At 73.2% G+C, this 14411-nt stretch carries 11 protein-coding genes; 7 read left to right on the top strand and 4 right to left on the bottom strand.

Features of this window, described 5'->3' with window-relative positions:
* Positions 1-34: 34 nt before the first annotated feature.
* Positions 35-1432 (top strand): hypothetical protein, encoded by a 1398-nt coding sequence (locus IA22_RS0111495; RefSeq protein ID WP_030123558.1) that lies wholly within the window; start codon positions 35-37, stop codon positions 1430-1432.
* A 7-nt stretch (positions 1433-1439) separates the two neighbouring features.
* Here the strand turns inward: IA22_RS0111495 and IA22_RS0111490 are convergent, their stop codons facing one another.
* On the bottom strand, positions 1440-2030 hold the full coding sequence (locus IA22_RS0111490) for an MSMEG_1061 family FMN-dependent PPOX-type flavoprotein (RefSeq protein ID WP_030123557.1): 591 nt from the start codon (positions 2028-2030) through the stop codon (positions 1440-1442).
* Positions 2031-2188: 158 nt separating this feature from the next.
* Here IA22_RS0111490 and IA22_RS0111485 point away from each other — a divergent pair, with 158 nt between their 5' ends.
* The 5 genes from IA22_RS0111485 to ppk2 all read left to right on the top strand — a co-directional run bounded on the left by IA22_RS0111485 (position 2189) and on the right by ppk2 (position 7295).
* Positions 2189-3256 carry a FecCD family ABC transporter permease gene (locus IA22_RS0111485; protein ID WP_030123556.1) on the top strand — a complete coding sequence of 356 codons (1068 nt, stop codon included), beginning with the start codon at positions 2189-2191 and terminating at the stop codon, positions 3254-3256.
* Positions 3253-4326 (top strand): FecCD family ABC transporter permease, encoded by a 1074-nt coding sequence (locus tag IA22_RS0111480; protein ID WP_030123555.1) that lies wholly within the window; start codon positions 3253-3255, stop codon positions 4324-4326. The genes IA22_RS0111485 and IA22_RS0111480 overlap by 4 nt, the downstream gene beginning before the upstream one ends.
* Before the next feature lie 58 nt (positions 4327-4384).
* Complete coding sequence (locus tag IA22_RS0111475; RefSeq protein ID WP_030123554.1) at positions 4385-5212, top strand: ABC transporter ATP-binding protein; 828 nt, start codon at positions 4385-4387, stop codon at positions 5210-5212.
* Between the two features lie 25 nt (positions 5213-5237).
* Entirely contained in the window at positions 5238-6272 is a 1035-nt protein-coding gene (locus IA22_RS0111470; RefSeq protein WP_030123553.1) for an iron-siderophore ABC transporter substrate-binding protein, read from the top strand.
* A gap of 69 nt (positions 6273-6341) precedes the next feature.
* Positions 6342-7295 (top strand): polyphosphate kinase 2, encoded by a 954-nt coding sequence (gene ppk2, locus IA22_RS0111465; RefSeq protein ID WP_030123552.1) that lies wholly within the window; start codon positions 6342-6344, stop codon positions 7293-7295.
* 10 nt (positions 7296-7305) lie between these two features.
* Here ppk2 and IA22_RS37560 read toward each other — a convergent pair whose 3' ends face one another.
* From IA22_RS37560 to IA22_RS0111450, 3 genes are all read right to left on the bottom strand, one after another.
* Positions 7306-7758 carry a DUF4097 family beta strand repeat-containing protein gene (locus tag IA22_RS37560; protein WP_245229564.1) on the bottom strand — a complete coding sequence of 151 codons (453 nt, stop codon included), beginning with the start codon at positions 7756-7758 and terminating at the stop codon, positions 7306-7308.
* Positions 7667-10270 carry an eCIS core domain-containing protein gene (locus IA22_RS34740; RefSeq protein WP_245229563.1) on the bottom strand — a complete coding sequence of 868 codons (2604 nt, stop codon included), beginning with the start codon at positions 10268-10270 and terminating at the stop codon, positions 7667-7669. The genes IA22_RS37560 and IA22_RS34740 overlap by 92 nt, the downstream gene beginning before the upstream one ends.
* A 191-nt stretch (positions 10271-10461) precedes the next feature.
* Positions 10462-13398, bottom strand: a complete 2937-nt coding sequence (locus tag IA22_RS0111450; protein WP_030123550.1) for a LuxR C-terminal-related transcriptional regulator — start codon at positions 13396-13398, stop codon at positions 10462-10464.
* A 129-nt stretch (positions 13399-13527) separates the two neighbouring features.
* On the opposite strand from IA22_RS0111450, the gene IA22_RS0111445 reads away from it, so the two are divergent.
* Positions 13528-14166: a helix-turn-helix transcriptional regulator gene (locus IA22_RS0111445; protein ID WP_015578863.1), complete on the top strand. Its 639-nt coding sequence runs from the start codon at positions 13528-13530 to the stop codon at positions 14164-14166.
* Positions 14167-14411 lie beyond the last annotated feature (245 nt).

Below are 14411 nucleotides of genomic sequence, written 5' to 3'. Positions count from 1 at the left end.
CGCACTCGTCGCCCGTCCGGGTTACTTTCGGAGTATGCGGAAGAGGCTGTTCGCTCCCCTGTGGGCCTGCCTGCTGCTGATACTTTCGGCGGCTGTGCTGGCGACGACCCCCGCTGCCCAGGCCGCCCCCTCCACGATCGGCGACGCGGCGAGCGCCCTGCGCCAGGGCCCCGTGTACGTCGACCCGGCGGCGGCCGGACAGCTCTCGGCGTCCCAGGAGGCCGCCCTGGAGAAGAAGATCAAGGACGCCGACAAACCGGTCTTCGTGGCCGTGCTCCCGGCGACCTCCCAGTACCCGCCGGAGAACCTCCTGCAGAACCTGCGCACGGACACCGGGGTCACCGGCGTCTACGCGGTCCGCCTCGGCGACGGCTTCGACGCGGGCGCCGACCCGCAGGTGATGCCGGTCCGTGCCGTCGACAACCTCGTCACCGCCGTGAAGGCGCCCGGCACGGACACGGACGCCGTACCCCAGCTCAACGCCTTCGTCGACCGGGCCGTCGAGCAGGCCAAGGGCAGCGCCCCGGCCTCCTGGTCCGGCGGCAGCGGCGGTGACGGCTCCGCGAACGGGGCCCCGGTCACCGGTCTGGTCGTCCTGGGAGGCCTGGTCCTGCTGGGCGGAGGCACCGCGTTCGCGGTCGCCCGCCGCAACCGGACGCGCAGGGAGGAGGAGGAACGGGCCGCACTGGAGAGGCTCCGGGTCGTCGTCGACGAGGACATCACCGCGTACGGCGAGACCCTGGACCGGCTGGACTTCCATCCCGGGGAGAAGGGCGCCGACGACGCGATGCGCATCGACTACGAGCGCGCTCTCGACTCGTACGAGGACGCCAAGTCCCGGATGGGCAACGCCCGCCACCCCTCCGACGTCCGCGGAGTCACCCAGGCGCTGGAGGACGGCCGCTTCTCGCTCGCCGTCCTGGAGGCCCGCCGCACGGGCCGCCCGCTGCCGGCACGCCGTCCGCCCTGCTTCTTCGACCCGCGGCACGGCCCCTCGGTGGCGGACGTCCGGTGGACGCCGTCCGGCGGGGCGGCCCGCGAGGTCCCCGTCTGCGGCGCCGACGAGGTCCGGCTGCGCGAGGGCGAGGACCCCATGAGCCGCACCGTCGACGTCGGCGACGGGCGCCGGCGCCCCTACTGGGAGGCGGGCCCGGCGTACGGCCCCTGGGCCGGGGGCTACTTCGGCGGCGGCCTGCTCCCGGGCCTGCTGGTCGGCACCATGCTCGGCTCGATGCTCTCCACCCCGGCGTACGCGGCGGAGTACGGCGGCGGCGACTTCGGCGGAGGCGGAGGCGGCGACTGGGGCGGCGGCGACGTCTCCGGCTCCGACTTCGACTCCTCCGGCTTCGGCGGAGGCGGGTTCGGCGACGGCGGAGGGTTCGGCGGCGGTGGCTTCGGGGGCGGCGGCGACTTCGGGGGCGGCGGCTTCTGAGGAGGTGCTACCGGGCCGTGCCGCCCGTGCCCTCCCACGTCTTCGGCGCCCACATCCCCGAGCGCTTCAGGGACGCCGGGCAGTGCAGATAGATCTCGTCGATGTCCACGACCAGCGCCAGGTCGGGGCGCCGGCCCTTCACCGTCATCTCGTCGAAGAGGGGCGCGTCCGTGAGGATGCGGGCCCGCCCGTTGATCCGCAGCACGGTCATCGCGCCGGGTATCAGGTACAGCAGGCCGACGTGCGGGTTGGCCAGGATGTTGTGGAAGCTGTCACCGCGGCGGTTGCCCGGCAGATCGGGCATCACGAGGGTCCGGGAGTCCAGGACCCGGGTGAAGCCCGGTTCGCCGCCGCGCGGGGAGGTGTCGCAGTTGCCGGCGGCGTCGGACGTCGAGACGGCACAGAACGGGGCACGGGCCAGCAGGTCCAGGTCGTCCTCCGTGAGCTCGTCGTGGACCTTGTCGATCACGAGCGGCCAGGGCGTGCCGAGGATCTCGCGCAGCTGCTCCGCGTCCCGCAGGGGCACCGCCCCGGCCAGGGGGTCGCCGGCGGGGGAGGGCGCGTCGGCGGGGGCTGCCACGGGCGCGGCGTTCGACAAGGGGTTCTCCGAACCTTGCGGGGCACTGCAGCGGATCGCTGACCTGGCACTGTTAGGCTAACCTTACTTATGCTCGCCGGTGCGCCCCGTCCCGGGGGCGACAAGCAAGGGTGAGGAACAGTGCACGACCGCATGTCGCCGCCTCGGGTGCACCGGCTGTGAGCGGCCCGGCTCTCCGGGCGACGAAGGAACCGACGGAGGCGGCCCCCGGACGCCGCCGTGTGCGCAGCCGTCCCGTGCTGGCCCTCGGCCTGCTCGTCGCCGTGGCCGTCCTGCTCCTGACGGTGCTGGCGAGCCTCGCCGTCGGCTCGGGGGACGTGGCCCTCGCCGACGTGCTGGACGGCGTGTTCCACCCCGACCTCGGGGTCAAGGGCCAGCTCATCGTCCAGGAGGTGCGCGTCCCCCGCACCGTGGCCGGACTGCTGGCCGGCGCGGCGCTCGGCCTGGCGGGCACGGTGATGCAGGGCGTCGCCCGCAATCCGCTCGCCGACCCCCAGCTCCTCGGCGTCAACGCGGGCGCCTCGGTCGCCGTGGTGTGCTCCATCAGCTTCTTCGGTCTCACGGCCGCCACCCAGTACATCTGGTTCGGCTTCCTCGGCGCGCTCCTGGCCGCCCTCCTCGTGTACGGCGTCGGCTCGCTCGGCCGCGAGGGCGCCACCCCGGTGAAACTCGCGCTGGCCGGAGCGGCGACGAGCGCCGTGCTCACGTCCGTCACCAGCGCGGTCCTCCTCCAGGACCGCGAGAGTTACGACCGCTTCCGCTTCTGGCAGCTCGGCGCGCTCACCGCCAGGGACGCGGACGTGCTGTGGCAGGTGTCCCCGTTCGTGGTGGCCGGAGCCGTCCTCGCGCTGCTGCTCGGCCCGCAGCTCAACGCCCTCTCCCTCGGCGACGACCTGGCCCGCGGCCTCGGCCAGCGCGTCGGCACGGCCCGGCTGGTCTCGGCGCTCGCCGTGGTGCTGCTGTGCGGCTCGGCGACCGTCGTCGCGGGCCCGATCGGCTTCGTCGGTCTCGCCGTTCCGCATGCCGCCCGGCTGATCACGGGCCCCGACTACCGCTGGGTGCTCCCGTACAGCATGGTGCTCGCCCCGGTCATGCTGCTCGTCGCCGACATCGTCGGCCGGGTCGTCGCCCCGCCGGGCGAGGTCCAGGTGGGCGTGGTCACCGCCGCGATCGGCTGCGTCCCCTTCATCTGGCTCGTCCGGCGCAGGAAGCAGGTGGAACTGTGACCGGCACCCGGCTCCGGGAGGCCCCAGACCCCCGGCTCGCGGACGCCGTGCGCACGGTGGCACGGGTGCGCGGCAGGGGACGGCGACGTTCCGTGGTGGTGGCGGGAGGGCTGCTGGCCGCTGTGGCGACGGTGTTCGCCGTCTCCCTGAGTCTCGGCGACATGGTGCTGCCGCTCCGCACGGTGGTGGACACCCTGTTCGGGGGCGGTGACGGCGGTTCCCGGTTCGTCGTGCTCGAACTCCGCCTGCCCCGCGCTCTCCTGGCGGTCCTCGTCGGCGTCGGCTTCGGGCTCTCCGGCGCCGTATTCCAGTCCCTGCTGCGCAATCCGCTCGCCAGCCCCGACGTCATCGGGATCAGCGCCGGAGCGAGCGCGGTCGCGGTCACCGCGTCGCTGCTCTTCCAGGTCAGCGGCCTCGCCCTGTCCGGGAGCGCCCTGTCCGGGGCGGTGGCCGCCGGCGCGGCGATCTATCTGCTCGCCTGGCGCCAGGGCGTCGCCGGCCAGCGCCTCGTCCTGATCGGCGTCGGCTTCGGCACCGGACTGAGCAGCGTGGTCTGGTACGTCATGGCACGCTCCGACACCGCCGACGCGCAGGAGGCGTACCTCTGGCTGACGGGCACCCTCAACGGACGCTCCTGGGGCCAGGTCTGGCCGCTGCTGACCGCCCTCGCCGCGCTCGTCCCGCTCACCATGCTCGCCGCCCGCGCGCTGGGCCCGCTGCGGCTCGGGGACGACGCGGCGGCGGGTCTCGGGACCCGGGTCGAGCCCGCCCGGCTGGCGCTGCTCGGCTGCGCGACCGCCCTCGCGGGCGTCGCGACCGCGGCGGCGGGGCCCGTCGGCTTCGTGGCCTTCGTCGCCGGGCCGATCGCCCGCCGGCTGGTTCCGGGCCGAGGCGCCGCCCTGCCCCACGCCGCGCTGACGGGAGCCCTGATCGTCCTGGTCGCCGACCTCGGTGCCCAGCACCTGCTGCCGTCGGTCCAGCTGCCGGTGGGCGTCGTCACCAGCATCATCGGCGCCCCCTACCTGCTGCTGCTCCTGGCGCGCGCCAACCGCGGGGGCAGCAGTGGCTGACCCGAGGGCGTCCGGGACGCACGAGAGACGACCGACGACAGGAAAGGCGGGCCGCGCCGTGGCCGAGCACACTCTCCGGGCCAGGGGCGTCCGCCTCGGCTACGGCGACCGGGAGATCGTCTCCGGGCTGGACGTGACCGTCCCGCCGGGGCGGATCACCGTCATCGTGGGCCCGAACGCCTGCGGGAAGTCGACCCTGCTGCGGGCGATGGCGCGGCTGCTCGCACCCTCGGAGGGCGCCGTCCTGCTGGACGGCCGGAGCATCCAGGACATGCCGACGAAGGAGGTCGCCGCGGTGCTCGGCATCCTGCCGCAGAGCCCGTCCGCCCCGGAGGGCATCACGGTCTCCGACCTCGTGGGGCGCGGCCGCTATCCGCACCAGGGCTGGTTCCGGCGCTGGGCCGCCGAGGACAACGAGGCGGTCGCCCGGGCGCTGCTCTCCACCGGCACGCTGGACCTCGCCGACCGGCCGGTGGACGAGCTCTCGGGCGGGCAGCGCCAGCGGGTGTGGATCGCCATGGCGCTCTCGCAGCGCACGGACATCCTGCTGCTGGACGAGCCGACCACCTTCCTGGACGCCAGCCACCAGTTGGACGTCCTGGACCTGCTCACCGACCTGAACCACGAGCACGGCGTCACCATGGTGGCGGTGCTGCACGACCTGAACCTGGCCTGCCGTTACGCCGACCACATGATCGCCATGAAGGACGGGCGGATCGTCGCCGAGGGCCGGCCCTCGGACATCGTGACGGAGCCGCTGGTCGGTGAGGTGTTCGGGATGCGCTGCTCGGTCATGGAGGACCCGGCGTCCGGCACGCCGATGGTGGTGCCGCTGGGCCGCCACCACGTGAGGGAAGCGGGCGTCCACCCCGCCGCCCGCTCATGAATTAGGTTAGGCTAACCTAACTGACATGAACGATTCCGCTCCACGTGTCCGCCGCGTCCGCCGCACCCGTCGCACCCCGGTCCTGATGGCCGGAGCCGTCGCGGCCCTCCTCGTCGGCCTGGCCGCCTGCGGCTCCTCCGGCGACACCGCCGGTTCCGGCTCCTCCGCCTCCGGAAAGGCAGCCGAGGGCGGCTTCCCTGCGAAGGTCGCGACGAAGTTCGGCGAGATCACCGTCGACAAGGCCCCTCAGCGCATCGTCGCGCTCGGCTGGGGCGACGCCGAGACGGTGCTCGCGCTCGGCGGTCAGCCCGTCGGGGCGAGCGACTGGCTGGCGTTCGGCGGCGAGGGCGTCGGGCCGTGGGCCGAGGGCAAGTACGACAAGAGCCCGCAGCTGATCGGCACCCTGGAGCCCGAGTACGAGAAGATCGCGGCGCTCCGGCCCGACCTCATCCTCGACACGAAGTCCAGCGGGGACCGGACGCGGTACGACACGCTCAGCAAGATCGCTCCGACCGTCGGTGTGCCCGAGGGGGGCGAACAGTACAAGCTCTCCTGGGAGAAGCAGACCGAGATGGTCGCCGCCGCCATGGGCGTCCCGGAGAAAGGCGAGAAGCTGATCGCCGGCACCGAGGCGAAGTTCGCCGCCGCCGTGAAGGCCCACCCCGAGTTCAAGGGCAGCACGATCACCCTCGGCTCCCGCACCTCCGAGGGCTACGGCGCGTACGTCTCCGGCACCGGCCGGGTCGACTTCGTCGAGCGCCTCGGCTTCGAGAACAACCCGGCGATCGAGGCCAAGGCCGGTAAGGGCTTCTCGGTCTCCGTCTCCAAGGAGAACCTGGACCTGCTGGACGCCGACCTGACGGTCATGGCCCCCATCGGCATCCCGGCCACCGACATCAGCGACGACCCGCTGTACCAGGCGGTCCCGTCGGTGAAGGCCGGTCATTCCCTCGTCTTCGACGACAAGCGCATCAGCACGGCGTTCGCCACCGACTCGGTGCTCTCCACCGGCTACGCGCTGGGGAAGGTCGTCCCGCTCTTCGCGGAGAAGATGAAGTAGTCCGCCCCGCATCCCTCATCGCGCCCCTGCCTCCGGTTTGCACGGGCGCGATGAGGTGACAGGCTTTGTATGGTGAATCGTGACCGGGTGGAGAAGGAACTCCTGCACGGCCTGACCGTCGACACCAGCAGGCCGGAGCAGCCGATCCTGCTGGACGAGGACGGCAGGCCCATAAAGACCTGGCGGGAGAACTACCCGTACGACCGCAAGATCCGCCGCAGGGAGTACGAGCGGATCAAGCGCATCCTGCAGATCGAGATGCTCAAGCTGCAGCGGTGGACCAAGGACACCGGCGCGCGCGTCGTCGTGGTCTGCGAGGGGCGTGACGCGGCCGGCAAGGGCGGCACCATCCAGCGCTTCACCGAACGCCTCAACCCCCGTGGCGCCCGCATCGTCGCCCTGGACAAGCCCACGGACCGTGAGCGGGGCCAGTGGTACTTCCAGAGGTACGTCGCCCACCTGCCGGCGCCCGGCGAGCTCGTCTTCTTCGACCGTTCCTGGTACAACCGGGCCGGAGTCGAACGCGTCATGGGCTTCTGCACCCCGCCCGAGTACGAGCTCTTCCTCAGGCAGTGCCCCGACTTCGAGCGGATGCTCGTCGACGACGGGATCATCGTCGTGAAGTTCTGGTTCTCCGTCTCCCGTGCCGAACAGCGCACGCGCTTCGCCATCCGCCAGGTCGACCCGGTGCGGCAGTGGAAGCTCTCGCCCACGGACATCGACTCGCTCGACCGCTGGGACGACTACACCACGGCGAAGATCCACATGTTCCGTGCCACCGACACCGGTCACGCGCCGTGGACCGTCGTGAAGAGCAACGACAAGCGCAGGGCCCGTCTGGAGGCGATGCGCAGCCTCCTCGCGCGCATCGACTACGCGGCGAAGGACGCCGACGCCGTGGGGGAACCGGACCCCCTCATCGTCGGCGCCGCCGCCACCCTGCTGGAGGCGGGCGAGGAGGACACGGCCCTCTCGCCCACCCGCCTGGCCTCGAACCCGGACGGGCCGGGGGAGCACCCGTAGACCCGCTCCGTCAGCCCTGGGCGGCGGTGACGTCCCCGTTGACGCTGCCGAGGGTCATGCTGTGCCGCGCGTTCTGCGTGTCGGTGGGGACGGTCACCGAGGTCCGGCCGTTCTGTGTGGTGGCGGTGACGTCGTAGGAGGGGGTGCCGGAGGGCAGCGTCACGCGCACCGAACCGTTCTCGGTCGTGGCGGTCAGGCGCGTGGGCGAGGTCGCGCTGCCCAGGCTGACGTCGCCGTTGACCGTCGCGGCCCGCAACTCCCCGGAGCGCAGGCCGCTCGCGCGGACGGATCCGTTACGTGTGACGAAACGGACGGTGGCGTCGTCCCCGCCGGACCGGTTCACCGTGATGTCCCCGTTGACGGTGGTCAGATCAAGCCCCGCCGACAGGCCGGCCGCGTCGATGCCCGCGTTCCGCGCGGTGACGGAGACGGGGACGCCGTCCGGGACGTCGACCGCCGGCATGCGGGGGCACCGCTCGTCGTGGTCCCGGCAGGACAGGTCCAGCGTCCAGGTGTCCTCCCGGTGCGACCACCGGCTCACGATCCGCGGATCGGTGACGGCCCGGCCGTCGTCGGAGGGCCGCAGCCGCACGCCGTCCCCGGTGGTGACCACCAGACGCTGTCCACGGGCCAACTCCGGTGGTCCCGCGTCGAGTCGCCCGTCGGGGTCCCCGCCGCCGCATGCCGCGACGAGGGGTACGGCCATCAACAGCGCGGCCGGCCGCCGTCCTCGCGTGAAGGTTCCTGAACTCATACCGGCTCGCCTTCCCGGAGCCGGGCCGTCCATGGGGGCGACCACCGACTTCCCCCGTTCCCCTGCGGGACCGGCCCTGCGGCACGAGGCGGCCCTCACCGGCGGCTGTAGTCCCGGGGCGCGGGAGCGAACGGGTTGTCGTCGTGAGTTCGATGGGGCCCGCGCCGTACTGGACGGCGTCGTCGATGTCGATCGGCCGGCCGGCCGACGTGCCCGCGGGTGCCCGGCTGGACCTGCGGCGACGGCTGCGGCTGCGCTCCCGACGGGGTTCGAGTTCGATGGGGCCCGCGCCGTACTGGACGGCGTCGTCGATGTCGATCGGCCGGCCGGCCGACGTGCCCGCGGGTGCCCGGCTGGACCTGCGCTGGCGGCTGCGGCTGCGCTCCCGCTCGGGTTCGGGCTCGAACGGCCCCAGGTCCACCGGCCGGCGGCTCCGGCTCCTGCGTCGGGACGGCCCCTCGTCGGCGGATTCCACGACGTAACTGGGGGCGCGGCTGCTCCGGCGGTGACGGTGACTACTGCTCTCGGCCTGCTGACTGCCGAAGATCTCGTCCTCGTCCTCCACCGCCGCGTAGTTGACGGGGGCCGCGGTGTGACGGCGGCCTGTCGTAGTCAGAGGCGGCCTGGACGACTTGCGGCGGCGCGGGGGGGCCGGAGCGCGGCTCTTGCTCTTGCTGCGGCTCTTGCTCCGGCTGCGGTACGAAGGATCAGGATCCTCCTCGGGGCTGTTGCTGCGCCGGTCCGGCTCCATGCGGTAGGTCTTCCGGCGGTCGGCCACGGCGGCACCCACGTCCTTCGTGGACTGCCGGTGGCCGTAGCCGTACTCCTCCAGGTCCGCGTCGTCGTCGGAGTGCTCACCGGCGAGCCTCATGCCCTCCGGCACGGCCTTCCGGTTCTCCAGGCCGTAGAAGCCGTTGTGCGTCCCGGACTTCGAGTACCTGGAGGGGTGTGGTGTCGTGACGCTGACCGTCACGTCGTCGCGGCCCGCGCGTCCGGGAAGCCGGCCGGTGTCCCTGATGAGCTCCTGGGTGGAGTAGCCGCGGGTTCCCCGTGGCACGCGCGGCATCTGGAAGTGCATGTTGGCGTTCGGACCGACGTCACGGAAGCGTTCCGCAGCCTCGGGCCGGCTCAGGTCGACGTTGTTGAGGACGGGAACACCGAGGCGCCGCAGATCCTCGCGGTTGTTCTCGTACTCCTCGTAGTCGGGCCGTTCCTCGTAGGTGGTGGCGGCCATCCTGTGTGCCTGGGCCGGGTCCCGGCGCACCCGCGCCCGCGCCCCGGACAGGTCGGCCTCGGACAGGAGGATCTGGTCCCGGTCGCGCAGATTCTGCTCGGGCGGGCGCGTCCGGCCCTCCGGGTGGAGGCCGCCCACCGTGGCCCGGGGGCCCATGATGTCGGTGGGGTACACCGCTATGCGCTCTCCCTGCGAGGTGTCGAAGACCTCCGTACCGTCCGGCTGGGACCTGACGTACCGGGCGATGAGCGGGCCGCGGGCGCCCATGATCTCGAACATCTGGCCGCGGTCCTTCTTGTGCATCCTCCGGCCGCCGCCGGACGGCATGCGCGCCACCGTGAGGCCCCCGCTCCCGGCGGTCGTGGCCGTCGCCGAAGCGCCGGAACCGGGACCCGACAGGTCGGGCATGCCTCCCTGGGCCATCCTCCGGCCGTTCGCCGACGCACTGCGCTCGAAGGGATCGCCCTGGCTGGAGACCGCCACCCCCGACCCGTTGTCCGTCCCCGCGACGGGGCCCAGGGACTGCTGGCGCACGTGGTCGAGCTCGTGGAACATCGTCTCGTCGTCCGCGCCCTGGGGGCCGACGACGATGTCATGGCCGGTGGTGTAGGCGCGGGCGCCGAAGGCCGAGGCGGAGCGCTGGGCGGTCGGGTCGCTGTGCACCCGCACGTGACGGAAGGACATGCCGTAGCCCTGCTCCGCCTTCTCCATGATGCGCGGGTCCAGCGGACGGCCCGGCGAGCGGACGGCATCGACCACGGACGACGGCTGCGCGGACGGGTTCTCGACGAGGGGCTGTCCGGTGGTCTCGTGGCCGCACGCGGCTCCGTGCTCGTGCCGTTCCTCCTCGACGGCCCTGGCCACGACCGCGTTTCCCGCCGAGCGCTGGAGAGCCAGAACGCGTTGCGCGAAGGTGGGCAGCACCTCCGCGCGACGACCGCTCTCCCGGCCATGGGCATGATCGGCCTGTGCTCTGTACGCGCGCACGCTACTCCTCGCCACGAAACGCCTGATCAGACATGGTCACCCGTCTCCTACGGGCGACGGGAGGGCCGGGAGGGCAGGATCCAGGGTGCGGGCGGGTGCGCGGGAGGACCGCGGGGGCAACGCCCGCGGCCCGGCTGCGACGCCCTGCCGGGCGGACGGGCCAGGCCCCCGGCCCCCGAGCGAACGAGTCGTCAAGTGGCTTTGTCCGTAACGCTGTTCAGGGCTTCGGGGAGATCCGCCCTGCGCCGTATCCCGAGCTTCCGGTAGGTGCTGGTCAGATGGGTCTCCACGGTGCGGCGTGCCAGGTGGAGCAGTTCCGCGATCTCCGCGTTCGTCCGTCCGTCGGCGGCCAGCGTCGCGACGCGGCGTTCGCCGGCGGTCAGTGAACCGCTGCCCGTGAGGGAGGTGGTCCTGCGACGGGCGCCGCTCGCGCGCAGGGCCAGTTCCGCGCGGCCCGACAGCCGGACCGCGCCCAGCCGTTCGGCCGCCGTCGCGGCCTCCCGGAGCAGCGGACGCGCGCTGCGGGGCTGTCCGGCTGCCGTGAGCTGGAGCCCGTGGGTGAGGAGCGCGGGGATCAGCTCGACGTCGAGCGACGTGCCGCGCAGGACGTCGACGGCCTCGGCGGTGAGTTCGAGACCGCGCCGGCCGCCGGTGGCCGCGCCGAGTACGCGCAGGGCACGGCCCCGGACCCGGGGGGTGTCCCACACGGCGGCGTACCGGCTCTCCTCCTCGGCGAGCGCGAGGGCCTCCGGTGTACCGCCCAGCACGAGATGGCACTCGGCGGCGGCCGAGCGCCACGGGGTGACGACCGGGCTCAGCACGTCCCTGCCGGTCTGACGCCTGCCGCACTCCAGGAAGTCGGCGAGGGCGCCCGCCGGATCGCCCGCCGACGCACGCAGTACACCCCGCGCATAGAGGAATCGATTCTGCTCCCAGCCGTCCTGTGCTTCGGAGACGTCGACCCCGGCGACGAGCCGTTCGGCCTCCGCGGGACGACCGCACTCGACGAGTGCGAGGACGCGGTGGGCCAGGAAGTTGTTCGCACCGACGCGGGACGAGCCGTCCGGCGTCCGGAGCCTTCCGGCGGTCTCCTCCAGCACCCACCGGTGACGGCCTCGCGCGGCGGCGGTGTCCACCCGTGTGTTGAGCAGCGACCGGTGGACGGGGTGCAGCGGCGACACCCAGTGCTCGGTCAGCCCGCTCCTGACGAGGCGTTCGGCGTCGTCCGTCGCGTCGGCCCACTGGGCCACGGCCGCAGCCGTACTCAGCAGATAGGGCCGAAGAAGGGGATCCTCCGGCATGGTCAGCAGCCGCCGTACCTGCCGCACGGCCGACTCGGCGGACAGCAGCCCGGCCGTCGACTCGTACCGGATCAGCAGGGCACGCAGCGCCGGGCTGATCCATTCCGGCGAGCGCTCGGCGCGCTCGCGCAGCCGGGTGTAGACGGCCCGCCGGATCTCGTGGTCGTGGTCCGAGAAGAACGCCGAGGCCGTCTCGATCGTGCGGGCGAGGACGGGCTCCCCGTCCAACGGCCCGAGCTCGCGCAGGACGTCGAGTGCGGCACGCGGCTTGCCCCGATGGGCCAGGGCGTTGCCCAGACTGACCGCCGCCAGCACCCGCTCCCTGGGCTCCTGCCGAAGGCGCAGCGCCTCGGCCAGGCGGGGTATCCCACCCGTCCGTAAGGTGCCGAACTCCAGTTCGCCCAGTTCCGTGAGTACGGCGGCCCGGCGATCGGGCGGCAGCGGTTCGTCCAGCGCGCGGCGCAGGTAGTGCGCGGCGGCGCCGGTCCTGCCTGCCCTGGACGCGTCGGCTGCCGCGTCCAGCAGGGCCTTGGCGACGCGCGCCGTGCCACCGGGAGTGGTGCGCAGCAGATGTCCGGCCACCGCCTCGACCCCGTGGCCGCGGCGTTGGCGCAGCTCGGCCGCACGGAGGTGCAGCGCCTGCCGCTGCGAGCGAGGCCAGCCGTCGAGGACCGCTCCGCGCAACAGGGGGTGCGCGAAGCGCGGAACGCCGCCGGGGGCCCGGCGCAGCAGTCCGAGCCGGATCATCGCGGTGACCCAGCCTCCGACGCGGTCGGGGTCGGCGCGTGTCAGCTCGGAGAGGAAGTCGGTGAACTCGTCGCCCGGGCCGTGGACTTCGTGCTCGGGATCCGGCCGGGCGCCGTGGGCCCCGGAACCGCCCACGGCCCCGTGCCCCTCCTCGTCGTACTGTGCGGAGGCCTCCAGTTCGGCGAGCGCGCGGGCCACCGCGGTGCTTCCGGTGCCCGCGCACCTCAGCCACCAGGAGACCGCCGCGACGAACGCCCCCGGGTAGAGCTCGGCGCAGTCCTCCGGCAGCACCGGCTCCGGGCCGCCTCCGGAGGCGGCCCGGCCCCCGTGCGGGAAGACCGTCCGCAGATCGTCCAGCAGGGCGCGCAGCAGCAGCGGATTCCCGCCGCTCGCCCGCACGCAGCCGTCCACCCAGGCGTCCCCGGTGTCCGGGCCCAGGGTGCCGCGTACGAACTCCTCGGCGGCGCCACGGCTCAACGGGCCCATCGCGTGCACCCGCACCACGGCGGGCGGCAGGGAGAACGCGAGGCCCGGAGCCGGCGCGGCGATGTCGTACTGCCCGCGCTCGGTCACCACGACGAGGACCGGCAACCCGGTCAGCCGCCGCGCCCCCTCGGTCAGCCAGCGGAGGGAGGCCTGATCGGCGAGGTGCGCGTCGTCGACGGCGACCAGCAGGGGCGACGCCGCCGCGTGCGCGCGCAGCATCTGCCACAGGCGGGACGCGTGACCGAGGGGGCGCGGGCTCCCCGGGGTGTCCTCGTGGACGCCGCCCATCTCGTGCGCCGGATCGAGGAGCTGACTGACGAGCGCGAGCGGGACGGCGGAGCTCTCGGCGGAGGCATGGGCCCGCAGGACCCGCATGCCCAGCCTCACCCCCAGTTCGGCGGCGGCCTCCAGCAGGGCGCTGCGGCCCGTACCGGTGGGTGCGCGCAACAGGACCATCCGTCCGGACCCGGCCACGGCCCGGCCGGCCTCCGCGGCAAGCAGTTCCAGCGCGGACCCGCGTTCCAGCAGTGCGACGGAGGCGGGGCCCTGGCCCGCCGGCGGGCAGGGCGGTGGCTGACTCGCTAACGCCGTCATCAGGACGTGCCGCCGATCTCGTGGTCGGTCTCGTGGTGAGCCACGTTGTTCTCGTCCGGTCCGCGCAGGAAGGATGGGAAAGGCAGGAACGGGTTGTCCCGTTGAGGCGTAACACGAGGACGTACAGGCATGGTTGTCCGAACTCCCGTCAGGATCCCCGTGGAGGTCCACGCGTCGGACCCGCTCTCCATGGACGGAGCGGTCAGCCAGCTGCGCCGGCACTCCGAGGTGGAACTGTTCGAGGAGGGCGCGGGGCGGCCGGGCACGGTCGCGGTCCTGCTGGCCGAGGCGCTGGACGAACCCACGCTGACCCGGCTGAGGCGGCTGACACGCGCCGACGGCACCAAGGCCGTCCTCGTCACGAGCCTGATCCGCGAGGCGGAACTGCTCCAGGTGATCGAGTACGGCGTCGGTGCGATCGTCTGGCGGCGCGAGGCCACCGGCCACCGCCTGCTCCGAGCGGTCCTCGCGGCCTCCCGGGGCGACGGTGACCTGCCGTCGGACCTGCTGGGACGGCTGATAGCCCAGGTCGGCACGCTGCAGCGCGGGACCACCAGCATGTCGGGTGCCACGGCGTCCGGCCTGGCACCACGCGAGGTCGATGTGCTCAGGCTGGTGGCCGAGGGGATGGATACCGGGGAGATTGCCAGCAAACTGTCCTACTCCGAACGCACGGTCAAGAACGTGATGCACGGTCTGACGACCCGGCTGCAGCTTCGCAACCGTGCCCATGCCGTGGCATATGCCTTGCGGGAAGGCTACATCTGACGGGCTGTCGGCCGCGGCAAGGGCCCCGGGTACAGGAGTTGGGCGCCACGAGGGCAGCGGAGGTGCCCCGTGATCGTCCCCGCGGTGCCTCGCGGGCCGGACGGCCGTACGGCGACGATGGAGTGGGGCGCTCCGTGCCGGAGCGCCCAAGACCGTACGGACCACCGACGGTTCGGCCGGGCGCGATGCCGGGGCGACCCACGACAGGTCGATACATGACAGGTCGTTCCGTGACGGTCCGTTCG

The sequence above is a fragment of the Kitasatospora papulosa genome, assembly GCF_000717245.1.
Taxonomy (GTDB): domain Bacteria; phylum Actinomycetota; class Actinomycetes; order Streptomycetales; family Streptomycetaceae; genus Streptomyces; species Streptomyces papulosus.
This window is presented reverse-complemented; position numbering and strand designations above follow the sequence as displayed.